General features: G+C 72.2%; 18 protein-coding genes and 1 pseudogene. 13 read left to right on the plus strand and 6 right to left on the minus strand.

The annotated features are described in order from the left end of the window. Positions 1–400: 400 nt before the first annotated feature. On the minus strand, positions 401–913 hold the full coding sequence (locus tag ACFV61_RS21390; RefSeq protein WP_380493331.1) for an ATP-binding protein: 513 nt from the start codon (positions 911–913) through the stop codon (positions 401–403). Between the two features lie 413 nt (positions 914–1,326). Between ACFV61_RS21390 and ACFV61_RS21395 the strand changes: the two genes are divergently transcribed. Together ACFV61_RS21395 and ACFV61_RS21400 are read left to right on the plus strand one after the other, a co-directional pair. Next, positions 1,327–2,178 carry a helix-turn-helix domain-containing protein gene (locus tag ACFV61_RS21395; protein WP_380493333.1) on the plus strand — a complete coding sequence of 284 codons (852 nt, stop codon included), beginning with the start codon at positions 1,327–1,329 and terminating at the stop codon, positions 2,176–2,178. Beyond that, positions 2,175–2,396, plus strand: coding sequence for a DUF397 domain-containing protein (locus ACFV61_RS21400; protein ID WP_380493335.1), 222 nt, complete (start codon positions 2,175–2,177; stop codon positions 2,394–2,396). The genes ACFV61_RS21395 and ACFV61_RS21400 overlap by 4 nt, the downstream gene beginning before the upstream one ends. A 310-nt stretch (positions 2,397–2,706) precedes the next feature. Here the strand turns inward: ACFV61_RS21400 and ACFV61_RS21405 are convergent, their stop codons facing one another. From ACFV61_RS21405 to ACFV61_RS21415, 3 genes are all read right to left on the minus strand, one after another. Beyond that, entirely contained in the window at positions 2,707–3,837 is a 1,131-nt protein-coding gene (locus tag ACFV61_RS21405; RefSeq protein WP_380493337.1) for a hypothetical protein, read from the minus strand. 170 nt (positions 3,838–4,007) lie between these two features. Beyond that, positions 4,008–4,274, minus strand: a complete 267-nt coding sequence (locus ACFV61_RS21410) for a hypothetical protein (RefSeq protein ID WP_380493339.1) — start codon at positions 4,272–4,274, stop codon at positions 4,008–4,010. 52 nt (positions 4,275–4,326) lie between these two features. Then, positions 4,327–5,484 (minus strand): hypothetical protein, encoded by a 1,158-nt coding sequence (locus ACFV61_RS21415; protein ID WP_380493341.1) that lies wholly within the window; start codon positions 5,482–5,484, stop codon positions 4,327–4,329. Positions 5,485–5,809: 325 nt separating this feature from the next. Between ACFV61_RS21415 and ACFV61_RS21420 the strand changes: the two genes are divergently transcribed. Genes ACFV61_RS21420 through ACFV61_RS21455 form a run of 8 tightly spaced genes read left to right on the plus strand, consistent with a single transcriptional unit; the run spans position 5,810 to position 12,996 of the window. Beyond that, entirely contained in the window at positions 5,810–6,667 is an 858-nt protein-coding gene (locus ACFV61_RS21420) for a sugar phosphate isomerase/epimerase family protein (RefSeq protein WP_380493343.1), read from the plus strand. Then, positions 6,664–7,602: a Gfo/Idh/MocA family oxidoreductase gene (locus tag ACFV61_RS21425; RefSeq protein WP_380493345.1), complete on the plus strand. Its 939-nt coding sequence runs from the start codon at positions 6,664–6,666 to the stop codon at positions 7,600–7,602. The genes ACFV61_RS21420 and ACFV61_RS21425 overlap by 4 nt, the downstream gene beginning before the upstream one ends. After that, positions 7,550–8,776, plus strand: coding sequence for a methionine adenosyltransferase (locus ACFV61_RS21430; RefSeq protein ID WP_380493347.1), 1,227 nt, complete (start codon positions 7,550–7,552; stop codon positions 8,774–8,776). The genes ACFV61_RS21425 and ACFV61_RS21430 overlap by 53 nt, the downstream gene beginning before the upstream one ends. Then, a complete protein-coding gene (locus ACFV61_RS21435) occupies positions 8,773–9,648 on the plus strand; it encodes a hypothetical protein (protein WP_380493349.1) in 876 nt (291 codons plus the stop codon). The genes ACFV61_RS21430 and ACFV61_RS21435 overlap by 4 nt, the downstream gene beginning before the upstream one ends. Further along, complete coding sequence (locus ACFV61_RS21440; protein WP_380493351.1) at positions 9,645–10,688, plus strand: hypothetical protein; 1,044 nt, start codon at positions 9,645–9,647, stop codon at positions 10,686–10,688. The genes ACFV61_RS21435 and ACFV61_RS21440 overlap by 4 nt, the downstream gene beginning before the upstream one ends. Further along, entirely contained in the window at positions 10,685–11,407 is a 723-nt protein-coding gene (locus ACFV61_RS21445; RefSeq protein WP_380493353.1) for a coenzyme F420-0:L-glutamate ligase, read from the plus strand. Before ACFV61_RS21440 ends, ACFV61_RS21445 begins: the two co-directional genes overlap by 4 nt. Further along, the gene (locus ACFV61_RS21450) at positions 11,404–12,165 is read left to right on the plus strand and encodes an NAD-dependent epimerase/dehydratase family protein (protein ID WP_380493355.1); all 762 of its coding nucleotides are present in this window, start codon (positions 11,404–11,406) and stop codon (positions 12,163–12,165) included. Before ACFV61_RS21445 ends, ACFV61_RS21450 begins: the two co-directional genes overlap by 4 nt. A gap of 12 nt (positions 12,166–12,177) precedes the next feature. Continuing rightward, positions 12,178–12,996: a shikimate dehydrogenase gene (locus ACFV61_RS21455; RefSeq protein ID WP_380493357.1), complete on the plus strand. Its 819-nt coding sequence runs from the start codon at positions 12,178–12,180 to the stop codon at positions 12,994–12,996. Between the two features lie 68 nt (positions 12,997–13,064). On the opposite strand, the gene ACFV61_RS21460 is transcribed toward ACFV61_RS21455, so the two are convergent. Continuing rightward, a complete protein-coding gene (locus ACFV61_RS21460) occupies positions 13,065–13,304 on the minus strand; it encodes a hypothetical protein (RefSeq protein WP_380493359.1) in 240 nt (79 codons plus the stop codon). An 84-nt stretch (positions 13,305–13,388) separates the two neighbouring features. Here ACFV61_RS21460 and ACFV61_RS21465 point away from each other — a divergent pair. Then, positions 13,389–13,508: pseudogene (locus ACFV61_RS21465) on the plus strand (DUF397 domain-containing protein); the annotation flags it as partial. A 237-nt stretch (positions 13,509–13,745) separates the two neighbouring features. Beyond that, a complete protein-coding gene (locus ACFV61_RS21470; RefSeq protein WP_380493361.1) occupies positions 13,746–14,003 on the plus strand; it encodes a DUF397 domain-containing protein in 258 nt (85 codons plus the stop codon). 119 nt (positions 14,004–14,122) lie between these two features. On the opposite strand, the gene ACFV61_RS21475 is transcribed toward ACFV61_RS21470, so the two are convergent. Continuing rightward, on the minus strand, positions 14,123–18,592 hold the full coding sequence (locus ACFV61_RS21475) for an AAA family ATPase (RefSeq protein ID WP_380493363.1): 4,470 nt from the start codon (positions 18,590–18,592) through the stop codon (positions 14,123–14,125). 394 nt (positions 18,593–18,986) lie between these two features. Between ACFV61_RS21475 and ACFV61_RS21480 the strand changes: the two genes are divergently transcribed. Beyond that, complete coding sequence (locus ACFV61_RS21480) at positions 18,987–19,112, plus strand: hypothetical protein (protein WP_380493365.1); 126 nt, start codon at positions 18,987–18,989, stop codon at positions 19,110–19,112. The last annotated feature ends 159 nt before the right edge of the window (positions 19,113–19,271 follow it).

Genomic DNA, 19,271 nt, shown 5'->3' on the forward strand with positions numbered 1-19,271 from the left:
GGGCGCGGCCCCGGGGGCGGGGGTCGGTGGCCGGGGCCCCCCCCCCCCCCCCCCCCGGAGCCCCGCGGCGCCCGGGGCTGCTTTTGGGGGCACCAACCGACTCACGGGGGTGAGCCGCGGCGCCCTTCCCCGGCACCTGTCGCAGCAGGGTGCCGAGAGGCCTGTGCGGGGCGCCCCGCCCGACCGCCAGCCCGTCGTTGGAAACGGTCCGGCGACAGGGCGCCCCGCGCCACCCCGATCCGCTCAGTCCGGGGTGGCAGTGAAGGGGGCCCCGCCCGCTCCCTGTGGCTCTGCGAACGCGGCCGGGGCGGGGACTCCTCCGGGCCCACCTCCTGACTGATGCGGTGGAGGTGGGGGCTTGCTCCGGCGGCCCTGGTCCCGTAGCCCGGGCCGCCGGGATCTACGCCGCGCGTAGCGGCTGGGGACCTATCGTGCCGACGGTCACGGCCGGGCGGGCAGCGCGCAGGCGGGCGTCGAGGACGACGGTGTTGACCGGCCTCGCCGCCTCCTGCGTCGAGGTGGTGGCCGGTGCCGGCTCTTCATCGCCCTCCGGCTGGAGCGCCGCGATGTCCATCTCGAACCACCCAGTCCGGGTCCGCGTGACCGTGTTGCGGTGCAAGCCGTAGTCCGCGGCGAGGCGGGAGACCATGAACAGGCCCCGGCCACCCTCCGCCGCCGAACGGTCCCGGGCGAGGCGGACGGGCGCTACACCCGGGTCCGTCACCTCCACCCGGATCCGGCCGCTCAGGGTGAGGTCGGCGACGACGTGCACCTTGTGCGTTCCCTGCGCGTCGGTGCCGTGGACGACGGCGTTGGTCCCGATCTCCGACGACATCACGTAGAGGTCGTCGATCTCGCTCGGCGAGAGGTCGAGCCGTTTGAGGACGCCGTCCAGCACGCGGCGACGGATCACGCCAACTGCCTTGTGGGTAGCTTTGATTCTGAACTCAACCATGGGCATGTCAGTTCCTCCGGGGTGCCGCTACGGGCGGCGATGGGGGTGTTCCGGGGAAGCGGCCGGGGCGGTCGCAGTGGTTCCGCCCGGCACGCGACCCACCTGCGGGAAGCCATGGCCTGACGGTTGTTCAAGATCACTGTGAGCAGGCAGCGATGACGGGCACTACCGCGCAACTCCTAACGGAGTGTCCGCTGTTCGCTGCACACAGCATGGACCTCTTTGGCGCGGGTGCGCAACCTCTTCGACACGGTGCGCAAGCTTGCACGAATTCTCGGCAAGTTGGTGTCATATGCCACTCCGGGTCGGTGGCGCACACTCCCTACAGAGGGGCACACTGTGCTAACTGATCGACACAGGAGGGGCAAAGGGTGGCATTCGTACAGACCGTGAGGCGTATCCAGCTCGGCTCGGAGCTGCACCGCATCCGCGAAGAGCTCGGCCACTCCGCCGAAGACGTGTACAAGGCACTGCCGACATGGAGCGTCTACAAGATCAGCCGCGTGGAGAACGCCAAGGGCGCCTGCAAGGTTGACGAGGTTCGGAAGCTCCTGGACTTCTACCAAGCCGAGGACGATCTGAAGGCGGGCCTGCTCGACATCGCGAAGAACGCGGGCAAACAGGGGTGGTGGATCAGCTACACCGGAGCCGTCGGCGAGGGCACCGTCAACCTTGCCGCACTGGAGTCCGAGGCATCGGCGATCAAGACCTATGAAGCATCGTTCATCCCGGGGCTGATGCAGACGCCCGACTACGCCAGAGCGGTGTTCACCGAACTGGGAGGCCTCCCGCCCGACGCAGCCGAGGCGAAGGTCGAGGTACGGATCGCCCGCCAGTCCGTCCTGACGCGGCCGGGTGCACCCGAGGTGTGGGCAGTGATCCACGAGGCAGCGCTGAACGTCAACGCCGGAAGTCCTGACATCATGCGCGCCCAGCTGGAGCGACTGATACAGCTCAGCCGGCTTCCCAACGTCAACATCCAAATCATGCCAGCAGGGTGCGCCTTCAACCCCGCAATGAACGGCGCCTTCACCATCCTCGGATTCCCCTACCGTCCCGCGCTCGATGTCGTTCTCGTTCCTGCACAAGCGACCGAACTGTGGGTCGAGAAGAGAGCGCTGGTGGCGACGTATCACGCGGCCTTCCAGAAGATCACGGCCGCGGGTCTCCCGCTGGACAGGTCGCATGCATTCATTACCGAACAGAGAGACAAGATCAAGTGAGCCACTACCCGAACGCCGCTGCTCTGGGCGTCGTCCTTCGCAAGTCCTCCTACAGCAACCAGGAATCGAACTGCGTCGAGGTCGCCGGCCTCGCGGGCGAGGTACTGGTCGTCGACTCCAAAAACCCGAACGGCCCGGCACTGCGCCACCAGCCGGAGGCCTTCACCGCATTCGTACGCGCCGTCGGCACCGGCACCCTGGTGCCCGTCGAGGCCTGAATCTGACTGAGCCGGCACTCCCGTAGCGTGCCGGACCTGTCAGGCATAGTGGCCCGTCGCGCCGACAGGTGCGACGGGCCACTTCTTCGTTTCCCTGGCGGCGACCCGGGTAGCGATCGCTCGCACCGGACAACACCGGCGCTGGTTCGAGAAAGATGGAGTCCTTCGTGCACCGCTTCCCGAACGCTGCCGCACTGGCCGGTGAGGTCGGGGCCCGGCAGGAACGGAACGAGAAGTCCGGGTTGCTGCCAAAATTTTTGACGCCGCCGAGGGCTGATTCGGTGGGCGGCCCCAGGTACCGCCCGCGCGGTCACTGCGGCTGAGGTCTGGGTATGACCTCGATGCGCTGGCCGGGCAGGGCCTGGGCGGCGATGCGGTCGCGTTCGCGCTCGGTGGCGGCGAACAGGATGAGCGAGGCCAGTTCGGTGCGACGGAAGGCGACGCGGTTCGCAACCGGGCAGATCACCGCGTAGGGGCGGCCGTTGACGTGCACGGGCACACCCATGGCGAAGGTGGGATCGCCGCGGCCGGCGAGCTCGGGGTAGAACCCGAGACGGGCGTAGAGGTACTCCTCCACCGGCCGCTTGAGGTCGTCCTGGCGCGCGATCAGGTCGTGGATGGCCTGCCGGTGGCGCCGGTTGATCTCCGCCTGGTCGTCGATGGCCTGCTCGAAGAAGGCGTGGGCGCGGCGCTGTTGCTCCTCCAGGGCGAGGTAGGGGCGGGTGACCCAGCGCAGGACGGGGTCGAAGTCGATCCGCACGTGGTGCGGGCGGGTGGTGTCGTGGCACAGGCCGGCGACGAAGCGGGCCAGCGGGAAAGGGTCCACGCCCTGCCAGGTGCCGTGGCCGGGGCAGGCCAGCGGCGTGCCGTCGATGATCGGCCCGCAGGCGCTGTCGCACAGGCGGGGCACGAACCGGGCGGGGCCGGCGGTGACGACCACCTCGCCGCCGTCCTCGGGCCGCTGGACGCGGGCGGCGGGGACGTTGTCAAGCCAGGGCACCGTCTTGCGGTCGGTGAACCAGCAGCATTCGATGTTCTCCGCCTGGTAGCGGGCGGTGCGGGCCTCGATGTCGGTCACCGCGATGGAGGCGAGCTGGGCCTCCATCGCGATGCGGCGTCCGTCCGGGCCGGTGGCCATGACGTCGGCGCGCCAGGACCCGTCCTCGGCGGCGACCTCGTAGTCCGCGCGCCAGCCGTCCACGGCCCGCACGTGGGCGGCGAGGTCGAGTTTCAGCAGGTGGTGCTGCATGCCCTCGCCGAGCCGCACCGAGCAGTCAGGTGCCCGGCTGGCGTGCCGCAGGAACCACAGGTCCCGGCCGTGGTGGGTGCCGTGGACCAGGTGCAGCTGCCAGGCGCACACCACGCAGACCACCGGCGGCGGCTTGCGCGGCTTGTAGATCTCCTCGCGCTCGTGTCCGCAGCCGAGATTCGGCTGGGTCACGTCGATGCGTCCCCACTGGCCGTGCGTCCCCACGAAGACCAACGCGCCCTCCCCTGGCGTCGCTGCTTGCGTACGCCCAGTATCGGCGCCCCCGCCGCGTCCGGTCAGGAGAACGGGCCAAAGGCCGAACGCCGAAACGGGTCCGGTCCGTTGATCCGGTGTCGCGACGGCTACCTCGCCCGCCCGGCAGGCCCCCACACCGGGCAGTCGCCGCGGTGACGGTGGATCACCATCACGGTGCCGCCGAGGCCGGTGCGGCGCTCGCAGCTCACCTGGCAGCATCCGGCCGCCCCTGGTGGCTCGGGCAGCGGCACGGGCCACTCGGCGTCGGCGAAGACCAGCGCGGTGCGGCGCCGCTCGGACGGTTCGGCCGGGGTCAGGCCGAGGGCTGCTGCCCGGAAGCGGCGGCGGCTGCGGCGGGGTCCTCGCTGTGTCATCCGCACAGCATGCCGCGTCGTGGCGCCCGGGTGCAGGCCGCGGCGGGTTCGGTTACCCGTTCGGCTGGCGGGTGGTGTTGTCCAGGCGAGTGGTGAAGGCGCCGCCGCCCTCGCGGGTGAGAACGAGCAGGGGTTCGGTGGCGGCCAGGTCCGGGGTGTCGGTGATGCCGCCGATCTTGCGGGTGGTGGTGACGGCGATGAGGTCGCCGGTGGGGGCGAGGCCGGCCAGGTAGGCGGTGTTGCGTCGGCCGTGCTCGGCGGCCAGGAGGCACTTGGCGGCACCGAGGACACCGAGGGTCAGGCATCCGCCGAGCAGGATCACGGTGGTGCCCTGGGCGAGGGTGAGCCGGGTGATGACGGCGAGGTCTGCCAGCAGCTCGCCCTCGGGCGTCCACTGAGGCGCCAGGCGCACGCCGTGCTCGGGGAACGTGATGGCGGTGTCCGGCGACGACTCGAAGCGGTAGGGCAGGTGGGGCAGGAAGTCGGCGTAGACGCTGTTGCGGTGCGGGCCACCGAGCACGATCACGCTGTCGGGGTCGGCGTTGTAGTACTCGCCGGGGTAGAAGTCGCGGATCGTTGCGGCGGGGAACGCCTGGGCCAGGCGTACGCGCACGTAGAACAGGGCATCCAGGTCGGCGAAGCCCGCGTATCGGGCGAACATGGCGTCCTGGCCGCGCTGGCGGTCGGTGCCAGCCGCCAGCGCGGAGCAGACCACGTGCACGTTGGCGGTGGTGGTGATGCCGAAGAACCGGCCTGCCGTGTCGGAGGGCACGGTGCCGATGTCGGCGCCTGTGATGCCGGCGGGGGCGGCGAGGTAGCTGCCGTCGCAGATCAGCAGGGCGAGGGTGTCCAGTGCCTGTCCAGCGTGGCGCCGGACCGTCTTGGTCGAGCAGCCGAGCACCCGAGCCAGGGACTCGTGCCGCTCGGTCAGGGTCGGCCAGGAGTGTTCCGGCACCAGGTTGAAGTCGGCGACCGCGTAGCGGCGCTCGAACGGGCTGAGGCTGTCGATCGCCCTGCGCAGGGCCGCCAGCAGGCGCGTCGTATCGCTCGCGGTGCCCGCCAGCGGCGGCTGGCGCTCCAGCAGCAGCGCCCGCAGTTGGTCGCTGAGGGCCGTGACCGCGCCGGGATGGCCGAGGGCGGGGCCTTGGCGGAGCCGGGCCAGCTGGTCGCGGACGGCCTCGGGCGAGAGCCGGGGCGAGGGAACGGTCATGTGTCCAAGGGTTGTCCAACGGGCGCATTCTGTCCGGGTTTTGGGTGAGCTGACGGGCTGTCGGGCGCGGCGCGCGCCGGGAGATGGTGGCGGCTCTTCCCAACCCTTGGAGGTGAAGATGCTCGCCAATGCCGCCCCGACCTTCGGGCCGCAGCCCCCGCCCCCGCCCCCGCCTGCGCCCCCGCCGCCGCCGGGCCCGCCGCAGCCGCCGTACCCGGGCCGCTGATCAGGCCGGCTGACAGCTGCTGAACCTGGTGCCGGGGTGCCCAGGCGCCCCGGCACCAGGACCGTTTCCCGCCGCTTGACCGAAGGAGACTGACCCGCCGTGAACACCCGTACCGCCAGCACGTTGGTGCTCAACCCCGATGAGCTCGGCCCCGACCCGGTGGCCGGCATGGACCTGGCCGTGAAGCTGGGGATCGGCCGGCTGGAGATCCGCTCCGCCGAGGGCGCGAACGCGCTGACGCTTGCCGACGAGCGGCTGCGGCACATCCGGGCGCTGTCCGACGAGCGCGGTCTGGCGGTGGCGTCGCTGGCGTCGCCGTTGTGGAAGTGGTGCCGCCCGGAGGCCACTCCGGGCCGGGTGGACAGCTTCGGCTTCCCCACCCGGGTTGCCTCCGGGGAGCGGCTGGGCTGGGTCGAGCGGGCGATCGAGGTCGCCAGCCTGCTCGGCGCGCCGATCGTGCGGGTCTTCTCCCACCTGCGGGTCGAGGAGGGCCTGACCGAGTCCTTCGCCGGTGACCCGCTGCTGGCCCGCGCGCTGGACCTGGCGAACCGGGCCGGGGTGCGGCTGCTGCTGGAGAACGAGCCGGTGTGCACCGTCGCTCACGCCGAGGGGCTGCTGGAGGTGCTGGAGCGCTACCACGGGCAGGGCCTTGGGCTATGGCTGGACGTGGCCAACCTCCACGAGGTCGGCCAGGCCACCGGCGACGTCGTCAAGGCGCTGGCGCCGTACGTCGGCTACGTGCACGTCAAGGACTACCGGCCCACCGGGGACGGCGGGCGGGTGTTCTGCCCGGCCGGGACCGGCGTCGTCCCCTACTGCGAGGTGCTGCCACTGCTGCACGCCGCCCAGCCGGTGCTGCCGTACGCGCTGGAGACCCACGTGCGCGATGTCCCCGCTGAGGCGCTGGCCGCCGGGGCGGAGTTCCTGCGTGCCGCGCTGCCCGGCGGTGTGCGGTGACCTGCCGGGTGCTGCTGGTCGGGGCCGGCGAGGTCGGGCAGAAGCACCTGGCCGTCCTCACTGTGATGCCCGGCGTGGCGGCGTGCGCTGTCGCCGACCCCGTGCCGCCCGCCGCGCTGCCGCCGGGTGCGGCGTACTTCACCTCGTGGCGCTCCGCGCTGGACGCGGCCGTCTTCGACCTGGTGGTCGTCGCCGCCCCGCCCGGTACGGCGCTGACCGCGGCCCGGGCCGCCGCCCTCACGGGCGCCGTGGTGATCGTGGAGAAGCCCGCCACCACCGACCCGGCCGCGCTCGCTTACCAGAGCGGTGACGAGCGGATCTTCGTCGGCTTCCAGCCGCACTTCGCCCCGGGACTTGCCGCTCTGCTCGCCCAACCCCCGGCCATCGCCCGGGCCGAGGTGCTGCTGGCGGTGCGGCGCGACCCCGACTACTTCCGGGGCTGGCGCCGTGCCTACGCCACTGCCGGCGGGGTGCTGCACCAGCAGGCCATCCACGGCCTGGCCCTTGCGCTCCGCCTGATGCCCGGTCGGCTGGAAGCCGTGACCGCCGAGGCGAACCACCGCAGGCACCTGGCCGACAGCGAGGACCGCATCACCGCCGAGCTGCACCTGGCAGGCGGCCAGGTGCTCGCGGTGGACGCCCGCGTCGATTACGACGGGCCGCCGTGCCACGAGCTCGTCCTCCACCTCGCTGACGGACGGCGTCTTGAGGTGCGCGGGCGCAACCTCGAAGCCGGCCTCGGTGACCCGGCCAAGGCCCCGACCCATGAGCTGCTGCGGCAGCAGATGTACGCCGCCGTCCTGGCCACCGTCGGTGGTGGCTCCGTTCATCCCTGCCTGTTCCCGCTGACGGCGCTGCGGCGTCCTCTGGAGGTGATCGACCGTGTCTACCGCGAAGCCCGCGTTGCCGGGCGTGCGCACGCCGCTGCCCTCTGAGCTGGCCGTCGAGGTCGTGGAACGCAAGGGCGTCGGCCACCCCGACACCCTCGCCGACGGCATCGCCGAACTCGCCTCCATCCGCTACAGCCGTCACTGCCTGGATACCTTCGGCGCGGTGCTGCACCACAACCTCGACAAGGTCGCCGTCCTCGGCGGACGGGCCGCGTTCACCGACACCGACGGCGTCTACGACCGGCCGCTGCGGGTCGTCTTCGGCGGCCGGATCTCGACCAGCTTCGCCGGGGCGCCGCTGCCGGTGCGCGAGATCCTGGAGCAGGCGGCCGTCGACCACCTGCGGGCCTGCCTGCCCGGCTTCGAGCGGGTCAAGCTGGAGGTCCGGCACGAGAGCACCGACTCCAGCAAGTTCCCCACCTGGTTCGCCCCCCGGTCGCTGGCCGACCTGCCGGAGCGGCCGGAGGCGTTCTCCAATGACACCGCCTACCTCGTCGGCTCCGCCCCGCGCACCGCCACCGAGACCGTGGTGCTGCTGGCCGAGGCGTGGTTCCGGCGCCTGGGGTGGGCGGGCAGCGACATCAAAGCCCTGGCCGTGCGCCGCGGCGAGGGCCTCACGGTCACCGTGTGCGTGCCTGCCGTCGCCGGGCACCTGACCGGCGCGGCCGAGTTCGACGACGCCGTCACCACGGCGGCGCGCGAGCTAACCGATCAGCTCACCGCCCGGTGGCCCGGGGCGGTTCAGGTGGTGTGCAACACCCGTGGCAGTCGCACCGGTCCGCTGTCGGGGCAGTACTTCACGCTGTCCGGCTCGGCCGTCGACTACGGCGAGGACGGCTTGGTCGGCCGGGGCAACGCCCGCAGCGGGGTGATCAGTGGCGCCCACCTGGCCGGCAACGAGGCCACGTTCGGCAAGAACCCGGCCTACCACGTCGGCAAGGTCGGCGGCTGGCTCGCCGACACCGCTGCCCGCGCCGTCGCCGAGCACTTCGGCCCGTCCCGCATCGCGCTGCTGTGGCGCAACGGCGCCCCCTACGACCAGCCCGCCTCCATCGAGACCACCACCACGCTCGACGCGCCGCCCGGAGCGGCCGAGGAACTGGTCCGCGCGACCCTGGCCCGCACCGACTGGCTGGAGGACCTGCTCGCCGGCCGCTACCTGCCGAAGATCGAGCCTGTCGAGCAACTGCTGGCCGATCTCGACCAGGCGGTGCAGTGACCCTCCATCAGCTCACCACCGGCCACGTCCGGGCCGTCGTCCGCCTGCCCGAGCACCTGGACACCGCGGCGGCGCGGGCCGCGGCGAGGTTTCTGCCCGGCGGCTGGCACCTGGGCGAACCGGGCGCCAGCGAGGGGCTGGCGGCCGTCGAGATCGCCATCGGGACGGCCGACGTCACCGCCGACGCCGACACGGTCCGCATCCGCCTGCCCCACGACAGCGCGGTCTCCGCCTCCCTGGCGTACCTGACGTACACCGCGCTGGAGCGCGTCCGCCAGCGGCGCGGCAAGGTCACCGTCCACGCCACCGCCCTGGTGCCCCCGGACGGGCGAGCGGTGCTGCTGCTGGGCGACAAGGGCGCGGGCAAGACCACCACCGCGCTCGCCCTGGCCGAGCGGGGCTGGGTCCACGCCGGGGACGACCTGGTCGTCCTCGCCGAAGAGGACGGCGGGCAGGTGGCGGTGTGGCCGGGCAAGCCCACCGCCGCCGTCCGCGAACCGCACGCGCCGCTCGCCCCCAAGCACGTACTCGACCTGGCGCCGTTCGCAGCCAGCCCAGCACCGCTCGGATGGGTCGTACGCCTGGCCGTCCACCCCGGGCGGACATCGGCGCTGAGGCCGGCGGTGCCGCTGTCCGTGAACGAGGGCCTGCGGCTGCACGAGCTGCTGACCCGCTACCTGTCCGGCCTGCCCACCCCGCTGGCCGGGGTGGGCGCGGTGCCGTACGGGCCCGTCTGGCCGCTGGACGCCCCGGCGCTGGCCAGGTGGCGAAGCCACCTGATCTCCCGCCTGGCCGCCGGCCGGTTCGACTACCTGTACGCACCCGACGCGCACGCCGCCGCCGAGCTGCTCGCCAAGGAGGCCGCCGGATGAGGGCCGCCGCGATCCTGCCCAGCCGCAACGAGCCGGCCACCGTCGCCGCCGTCACCGCCGCCGTCGACCGGGCCCTCAGCGGGTCCGGGGCGGTCATCGTGAACGCGGACTCCTCCGACACCCCCGCCACCACCAGCGCCTTCACCGCCGCCCCGACCCGGGCGGCGAAGACTGCTCTGACCTGCCTGGTGCGGGGCAAGGGCGCCCAGATCCTCGCCGCCGCCCGCCGCCCGGAAGTGGCCGGCGCCGAGGTGGTGCTGATCGCCGACACCGACACCAAGAACCCCGACCCGGCCGTCTATCGCGCCCTGGTGGAGCGGGCGCGCGCGGGCGCGGGGTTGGCGATCGCCGACTACCCGCGGCACTGGGACGAGGCCAACCTCACCAACCACCTCGCCCGGCCGCTGATCGCCGCCGCCACCGGCCTGGACGTTCCCCAGCCACTGGCTGGCGACCTCGCCCTGTCCGCAGCCGCGCTGGCCGCGGCCGTCCGCGCCTACGACGCCCTGCCCCGCGAGCTGGCCGGGTGCGTGGACGGCTACGGCATCGACGCGTTCCTGCTGCTGACCGCCGCCGCCCACGGCCCCGTCGCCTCCGTACGGTTCGAGGAGGCGAAGCTGCACGCCGGCTCCTTCCCCCACCTGCCGGACATCTACCGGCAGGCCGTGCCCGTACTGCTGCACCTCACCGCAGCCCGCACTCCTGCCGACGCGGTGGCGCCAGCGGCGTACCGGGTCGGGGACCGGGTACTGGCACCGGAGCGTCTTCAGGCGATGCTGACCGTGCTGGACGGCCTCACCCCGGCCCCGGACGGATACCATGGGCATCCCTGGCCGCTGCCCGTGGCCGATGCCTGGCACTCCGTCAACTCCGGTGGTCCGGCGGTCGATGCGGCGCGTCGGCTGTGGCCGCACTACGTCTGGCGCGTGCGCGACTGGCTCACCGGTGGTCAGGGCGCCGCACCCCGGCAGCGGGCCGCCACGCTCGCCGCCGCCCACGCCCGCCTGCACACCGCCCTCACTCCTGGAGTCCCGCGATGACCGCCACTTCCGGTTTCTCCGCCTTCGCCCTGGAACCGTTCCCCGACGTCGAGATGGGCGACGACCTGGCCGGCGCCATCCTCGGCGCCGCCGACGCCAGCGGCGCCGAACTGCGCGACGGCGACATCATGGTGGTGGCCTCCAAGGTCGTCTCCATCGCGGAGAAGCGCTACGTCGACCTGGCCACCGTCACCCCCTCGCCCGAAGCCGTGGAGATCTCGGCCCGTACGGGCAAGCCCGCCCCGATGGTCCAGCTCATCCTGGATTCCTCGACCTCGCACTTCCTGGCCACCGAGAAGGGCCCGATCATCGCCCGGCACACACTGGGCTACCAGCTGACCTCCGCCGGGATCGACCGCGCCGGTACGGATGGTGCCTGGCTGCTGCCCGCCGACCCGGACGCCTCCGCCCGGGCCCTGCGCGACGCCCTGAACGCTGCCACCGGCGCCCGGGTCGCGGTCGTGATCGCCGACTCCGACGGGCGGGCCGACCGGCGCGGGGCGACCGTCATCTCCATCGGCGCCGCCGGAATCGCCCCGCTGCGGACCACCGAGCACGGTGGCAAGCGGCAGGAGGAGACCTTCGCCGACCTCATCGCCGCCGCCGCCGGGATCATCCTGGGCCAGCGCGGACGCGGCGCCCCGGTCGCCGTCCTGCGCGGCATCGCCTACGCCCCGAGCGACGAGGGCGTCGCGGCGATGCTCCACCACCGGCCGTGACCTGGCTGGTCACCGGCTCCAGCGGCGCCATCGGCCGACGCCTGGCCGCCGACCTCGCCCAGCGCGGCCTGCCGCTGCGGCTGCTCGACCGCACGACCCCGCCCACCGGTCTGCCTGACGGCGCGGAGTTCATCGAGGCGGACCTGCGCGACCTCGGCGCCGTCGAGCGGGCAGCCACCGGGGTACGGGCGATCATCCACCTCGCCGCCGCCTCGCAGGAGGGACCGTTCGCGACGATGGTGGAGCACAACATCACCGGCACCCACCACGTCCTGGAGGCCGCCCGCCGCCAGCGGGTGCCCCGGGTGGTGCTGGCCAGCAGCCACCACGTGACCGGCCTGCTGCCGGTCGGCACCGCGCCCGACGAGCAGGCGCTCGCGCCGGACAGCTTCTACGCCGTCAGCAAGGTCACCGGGGAGGCCCTGGGCCGCCTCTACGCCCACAAGAGCGGCCTTGAAGTCGTCGCGGTGCGGATCGGCAGCTACCGCACCGCACCCAGCGAGCCCCGTCACCGGGCGACATGGCTCAGCCCCGGCGACGCCACCGACCTGCTGCACGCTGCCGCCACCCGCCCGCTGCCCGAACGGTTCCTGGTGGTGTACGGCACCTCCGGCAACACCGAGCGCTGGTGGCCGGCCGCCGGCTGGGACCTGCTCGGCTACCGGCCCGGGGACGACGCCGCCCGCCACCCGGCAACCGGAGTGCTCACGGACCGGTTCACGGGCGGCGCCTTCGCCGACCACGAACTCCCGACGTAGAAGCGGACCGCGATGAAGCAGCTCGCCATCCTCGGCTCACCGATCGGCCAGGCCCTCTCCCCGGTCCTGCACCGCGCCGCCTACGGGGAACTCGGCCTCGACTGGACCTACCGAGCGATCGACTGCATGCCCGACGACCTGCCCGGCTTCCTCGCCGGCCTGGACGGCACCTGGGCCGGCCTGTCGCTGACCATGCCGCTCAAGCGCACCGCGGTCCCCCTGCTGCACGAGGTCACCGACACCGTCCGGGCCACCGGCACCGCGAACACCGTCACCATCCGCGACGGCCGACTCCGGGGGGAGAACACCGACGTCACCGGCATGCTTCACGCCCTGCGCGAGGTGGGCGTCACCCGGGTCGGGTCGGCGTGTGTGCTCGGCGCCGGGGCGACCGCCGCCACCGCCCTGGCGGTGCTGCACACCCTGGGCTGCACCGAGGCGACCGCCCTTGCCCGGGACACGGCCCGAACCGGCGACCTTGAAGGCGCCGCAGCGCGCCTCGGCATCCCCCTGCGGGTGCGGCCCTGGAACGAGGCCAAGCGCCACCTCGCGGCGGAGCTGGTGGTCTCCGCCCTCCCGCCCGGAGCCGCCGACCCGCTCGCGCCCGGGTGGCCGGCCGCAGGCAACACCCTGCTCGACGTCGTCTACCGGCCCTGGCCCACCCACCTCGCCCAAACCGCCGGGCGGGCGGGCAGCACCGTCATCGCGGGCCTGCCCATGCTGATCCATCAGGCCGCCCGGCAGGTCGAACTCCAGACCGGCCACCAGGCGCCGGTGGCCGCGATGCGGCACGCGGCGATGCGCGCCCTGCGAGCGGACCGGCGGCCGTGAGCGGCACCGCCACGGCGGGTTGCGCCCGTTGGGTGAAGACCACCACCCGCAGGCACCGCATTGGAGCGCTACCACGCGCTGAAGACCTTCGGCGGCCCCGGCTGGGACCTGACGGCGATACCGCCCGGCCGCATCCAGGCGCTGGTGCGCTTCGCCAAGGCCGCCCGGGCACAGGCCGTGGCCGAGCTCGGCGGCCACCGGCGCCTGGCCACCCTGGTGGCCTTCGCCGCGGTGATGCCGCAGGTCGCCGCCGACGAGGCGATCGAGGTCTTCGCCTTCAAGAAGCCGATCCTCAGGTCATCACTCACCGGGGCATCCTGGCGGACCCGATTACGGTCCGCCAAAAGATTTGACAGCAACCCGGACTTCTCGTTCCGTTCCTACCGGGGCCCCAGGTCCTGGTCGTCGACTCGGAGGACCCGAACGGCCCGGCACTGCGCCACCAGACGGAGGCCTTCACCGCATTCGTACGCGCCGTCGGCACCGGCACCCCGGTACTGGTCGCGGTCTGAGGTAAGTCTGTGGCCCCGCCACCCCGTAGCGAATGGTGGAGCCACAGCCTGTAGCGCGCGCCCATTGATCGTACGCACCGGTCCCGCCTGTGGCTACGCCCTACCCCGCAGGCGGGGCCGGCCGATAGAGTGAGCTCCCAGTCCGTGTAAGCGGGATGGCCCTTGCGGACGCCAGCCAGATCGGCACCGTTCCACCGCGTAGAGGTATCCATACCCCTGTCGACTGCGGGAGCTCAGATGAACGAGGAGAAGCGGGCAGTCACCTCGGAAGAGCTCTCCAAGGTGACCTGGCTGGGCGCCCCCGGGTACACCGACGGGCCGCAGGCAGCATTCCTCCCGGACGGCTACGTGGTGGTGCGCAACGGTGCGGATCGGGATGGCCCGTTGCTGGTCTACACCCCCGGCGAGTGGGAGGCGTTCCAGGCCGGCGCCGCAGACGGGGAGTTCGATGAGGTGGAACAACAGGTCCCGGCAACCGGTCCCGCCGCCAGATAGGGATGTGGCCCCGGTCGGCCAGCAGCTCGGCTGCCTCCGCGAATTGGGGACGGTCTGCTCCTGCTGGCTTGACCGGCGCGCCTCAGCTGTAGGTGCCCACGCCATGGCTGTCAGCATCCTTACGGCAGCGGTGCAGCCAGCGAATCTTCCGGTACACCGTGCAGGTGCAGAGCTTCCGCCTCCGCGTACTTGGCGTACTGGGACTCCGCGTGCGGCGTGACCGGCGCCGCCGCCTCTTCGGTGTCGGGGTTCTGCCGACTCCGATCGGTTCGCCAAGTCAGTTCCTCCCGGAGACCGGACACCCGGCTGTCGGCCTTGCGCGCGGTAGCGCGCGCCTTGGTCGCCTCGGTGCGGGAGGACTTGGCCGCCTGGGTGTCCTTGTCCTGGGCTCGTCGCCGCAGGGTGGCCTTCGTCTCCTGCGGCATGTCGGCTTCCGCGAGCACGGCTTCGTGCTCGCCAACGGGACCGGCCTGGTGGGCGACTTCGCGGAACCGGTCCTTCGCGCTCTCCAGCTCCTGCTCGGCCGTGTGGCGGGTCCGCACGAGGTCCTCGCGTTCTGCTTCGACGGCGGTCCGCTGGTCTCCGCGCAGTACGGGACGACCGAACCGTCCGGTGGCGGCCAGCTGCTGCTCGATCCCGCTGACGCGGTCCTGGGTGCCGTGCAGCCGGGCCGTGTGTTCGGCGATGACCCCTGCCAGGGCGCGCACGGCGCGGATCGCTCCGGCGCGTTCAGCGACGTCCTGGTGCCGGCGGCTGAGCGCGAGCACGTTGGGGCCGGTTCCGGCGGTCGCGTTCTGCTCGGCGCGGTCCGCGGCGGCCTCGGCCTTCTCTGCGGCCGTCCTGGTGGCGCGTGCGGCGGCGGCGGCCTTGCGCGCGGCGTCGCGCAGGGCCTCGTTGTTGAGGTGGGCATACGGGCGGGCGGAGGCCGTGGGCCGGGGTTCCGGGATTGCGGCCTGCGGCGCGGCCCGGTTGGCGGTGCCGGTGGTACGGCGCGGCCCGGGCTCCGGCGCGATCTCCTCGATGTCATCCGGCTCGGGGATGTCGCCGGTGCCGGGAGCGCGCGGGATCGGCAGGTCGGGGACGATGTGCCGGACGTGGGCGGGGACGGCGGCCGTCGGGAGTTCGGTGAGGATCATGCGTTCCTCGGTGCCGGTCTCGATCTCGCGGATAAGGCCTGCGACGGCGCGGTCGAGCTGTTCCTGGTCGGTGAGCGCTTCGCCTGCGCGGGCGCGGTCGGCGTCGGTCTCGTAGACGGACAGCGGCAGGAAGAGGTGGGTCTCCTTCTTGTCCCTGGACATCATCGTGTAGAGGGCGTTGGCCTGCGCGCCGGGGCCGTAGACCAGGACTTCCTCGACGCTGAGTCCCTGGCTCTTGTGTCCGGTGATGGCGTAGCCGAGGCTGAGTCCGCCGTGGGCTATGTAGTCGGCGTCGACCCATTCGGCGACGTCGCGGTGGCCGCCGTCCTCGGTCTTCGTGCGCCACTCGACGAGGACTCGGCGGTCCTCGTCCACTGCGCGCACGATCCCGCGGAACCCGTTGAGGACGTCGTCGTTCTCGCCTCGGGTCCGCTTGCTGCGGTAGTCGTTGGTCCGGAGGAGCACCTGGTCACCGACTGACAGTGCCAGTTCGCCGCCGCCGGCCAGGGCGAAGAGGTGTTCCGGGCCGGTGAGGGCGCCGCTGGCCTTCCGCAGCGCGCGGGCGCCGATGTTGAGCTCTTCCACGACCTCGTTGGTGGAGGCGAGCATGAGCAGCTGCTGCACGGCGGTGTGGTCGTCGGTGTGCACATCGCGCTTGTCGGCCCAGACGGTGAGCATCGCGGCGAGGGCCTCGTCCTTGTCCGTCAGGGCGTGGACGCGGCCGGTTCCGGCGAAGGCGCGGAGAGCGTCCACGCGCTTGTCGTCACGCCACAGTTCGAGCGCTCGGCGCTCGACGCGGTCCCGCTGTCGAAAGTTCTCGGTGAGGCTGAGTCCGCCCACGATGCGGTGGACGGCGGCGAAGGACCCGCCGATGCCGGGCGCGTGCAGCTGCTTCGGGTCGCCGACTCCGATGACCTTGGTGCCCGTTGTCGCGGCGTGGGCGAGGAGCTCGGCGATGTCGCGGTCATCGCACATCGCAGCCTCGTCCACGACCAGCACGTCAACGCCGGTGAGTCCGGGTCCGCCGGTGCGGATGCCGGTGAGCCAGGAGGCGAGGGTGCGGCTGGTGATGCCGGCTTCCGCCTTGAGGTTCGCGGCGGCGACGGCGGCGGTGCTGGCACCGGCGATGACGAGCCCGTTGGCCTCCCATGCCTGCCGCGCGGTGTTCATGATCGTGGTCTTGCCCGCTCCGGCGACGCCTTCGACCGCGTCGATCCCGTGGCCTGCGGTCAGCAGTCGTTCGAGGACGGCTCGCTGTTCGACAGAGAACGCGAACTCGCCGCCGTGCTGGGCTTCGACGGCGGACAGGGTCATGGCGACGGTGTCGTGGCTGACGACGGCCGCGTGCTCGTTGAGGCGGTTGGTGGCCTCGGTGACGATGAGCGCTTCGGCGGCGATCACGTCGGCCGTGGTGTAGCGGTCGGCGTGGGTGAAGTGCTGGGCGCCCTTGGGGTTCAGCTTGACCGCGTATCCGGCGTGCCGCAGGACGGAGTTGGTGAGCCGCTCTGCTTCGTCGGCGTCGGCGACTCCGTACGGGAGGGCGTCCAGGACGGCGGCGATGGCGGCGGCGTGGGTGAACTCCTTGCTGTGGCTGGTCAAGCCGGTCTTGGGGTCGAAGACCTGGGCGCACAGCTGGTCGAGGTCCGGGTTCTGGCCGGTCCGGTCCTGCTTGATGGCGCTGGCCGCGATGGCCTCGGGGTCGTCGCCGGCGCGGCGGCCTTCGGCCTGCCAGTAGGCGCGCAGCACGTCATCCTCGACACCGGCGGCCTCGCCATTCTTCGCGGCCTTGGACGCGGTGGAGGCTGCGGTGCGCTCGCGGGTGGTGGCGCTGTCGTAGTCGATTCCCAGCTTGGTCAGGAGGTCCCGGACCTGGCTGTCGCGCTTGCTGAACAGGCGGATCGTGGCCTCGGGGATCGCGGCGATCTCCCAGGCACCGGTGCGCTCTTCGCGGCGGAAGGTGATGCCGAACTCATCGGTCAGCTCCCGGCGGATGCGGGCGTTCATGAGGGCCTGGGTGGCGCGGGCGTGGCGGTTGAGGTCACGGCCTCCGGCGGCCACGGTGGACCACTGGCCGTCTACGCCCTTGGCCATGTTGGCGAGCGTGAAGTGGAGGTGGAAGTGAGGGTCGCCGTAGGGGGCGCCGTCGACGGGCCGGGCGGCGCGGTGGACCATCATCCAGCCGGAGAAGCCGCTGGTCTTCACGGTCTCCGGCGCGGCGCCGTCGCCGTTGCGACCGCGCATGCCGTACGCGGTCCAGCGTTCGAGCGCGCTGACGGACTCGCGGCCGGCGGAGGTGTAGATGGCTTCGACCTGGGTCGCGATCTCCTCGGGGGCGTAGGCGAGGAACGCGGACTGGGACTTCGCGAGGTCGAGGGTGACGTCCGCTCCGCGGTTGCCGATCTGCACACGTCCTTCGAGGAGGGCGGCCTTGATCTCCTCGGCGTCCCACACCTCTTGGGGCGCGAGCCCTGCTGCCTTCGCCATGGCGACGGCCTCGCGGACGTCCATCGGCAGGTCACGGAGGCGCCGTTCTCCCTGGCTCGCGGTCTGGGCGTACCGGCGCTTCATGGACACTGCGGTGAAGAGGTCCGCGGGGTCCTGGCCGGTTTCGGCGGCGCGGGCCTGGACGGCGCGCAGGAGCGCGCGGGCGTCGAGGCGTCCGCCCGCCTCGGCGGCGACGGCCTTCTCCAACGCGGCTTCGCCGTACAGGGCGACGGCGTCGACGCCGACTGCGTCGGCGAGCTTGAGCAGGGTGGAGGCCGGGACGCGGTGCGACTCGCCGAACCGGGCGAGCTGGTTCTCCATCCTGCGGAAGGCGTCCTTCTTCCGCTGGGAGTCCAGCAGGCTCGCAGGGCTCACGCTGCGTTCGGCGGCAGCGCGGCGGATCGCGCGGACCAGCGGGGCGGCGGGCAGCTTCGCGGCCGGCGCGATGGCGACCATGGGTTCCACGAGGGTCTGGCCGGTGCGGGGGTCCTCGCCATACATGAGGCGCCGAGCCGCCTGGAACTGGGCGGGGGCGAGCACGCTGCCGGGCTCGATGTCGAACTCCCGGAGGCCCTCACCGATCCACACGAGGGGGCGTTCGCTGGCGTCGAGGTGGTAGTCCACCTGCCCACCAGCGGCCTGGCGCGGGAGGACCTGTTCGCCGTACAGCTCGCGGGCGTTGAGGCCAGCTGCGGCGGCGACCTCGACGGCGGCGAACCCGGTGAACCGCGCGGGCTTGGCGTTGCGAAGTTGGGCGCGGGCCCGGAAGTAGGACTTCTTGGCCTCGGTGGAGCCGAGCAGTGCGGCGACGGTGGTCCCGGCCTCCTCCGCCTTGGCCTCGATCGCGGCGACGAGGGGCGCGGCGTCGACGGTGACCGACTTCCCGCAGCCGTGGCCGCCGGTGAGGCGGTACTCAACCTGCTCGTCGGACGGGCCGATCATGGTCACCCACGCCATCGGCCCGCTCACCCCCCGCACTCTTCCGGTCAAATCCGGTCGTCTTTAAGGATTGTATCGTCACGAAGTGACGATACCTTGGTCCTCAAAATTCAAGATCATGATCAGCTAGTGGAAACTTCGGGTGCTCAGGGCGGGTAGCGGGCTGCTGCGGATCAGGCTCCTGAGGTCCTGGTGGACTGTTACCTCAGTGGCGTCGAAGCGCAGGGGTCCTGCCAGTTGAGGCGTCACAGTCGGCGAGTGGATCGTCAGAGCCGTGAATGAGCAGAGTCCGGGTCTGCGGTCAGTGCCGTCTTCGAGGGGGCCACCGGTCCGGCAGGATGCTGACATGACGAACCGATACGGCGAACCGATACGGACCGTGCGTGAGGCGCACTGTTCTCGTTGCAAGGCACCCCGTGCAGAGATGATCCACCTGCGCTTCGAGGGCGATGCCGACGTACGCCGCTGCGGCGAATGCGGCAAGGAGTGCGAGCTGGAGATCCTTGAGTACGCCGAGCCGAGCGAGGTGACCCACCCGGGCGCGGGGTGATGTCACCCGGGCACCGGTCGGTCCGGGGGCCTCGACCCGCACCGGCCGGTGCCCGGGGAAACGGGAAGGGGCCCCCCCCCAAACTCTGGAGCGGGGGGGCAGACGCGGCCCCCCACGGGCGCTGTTAAAAAACACACACCCCACCCCACACCAACGGAT

The organism is Kitasatospora sp. NPDC059817 (assembly GCF_042731835.1).
Taxonomy (GTDB): domain Bacteria; phylum Actinomycetota; class Actinomycetes; order Streptomycetales; family Streptomycetaceae; genus Kitasatospora.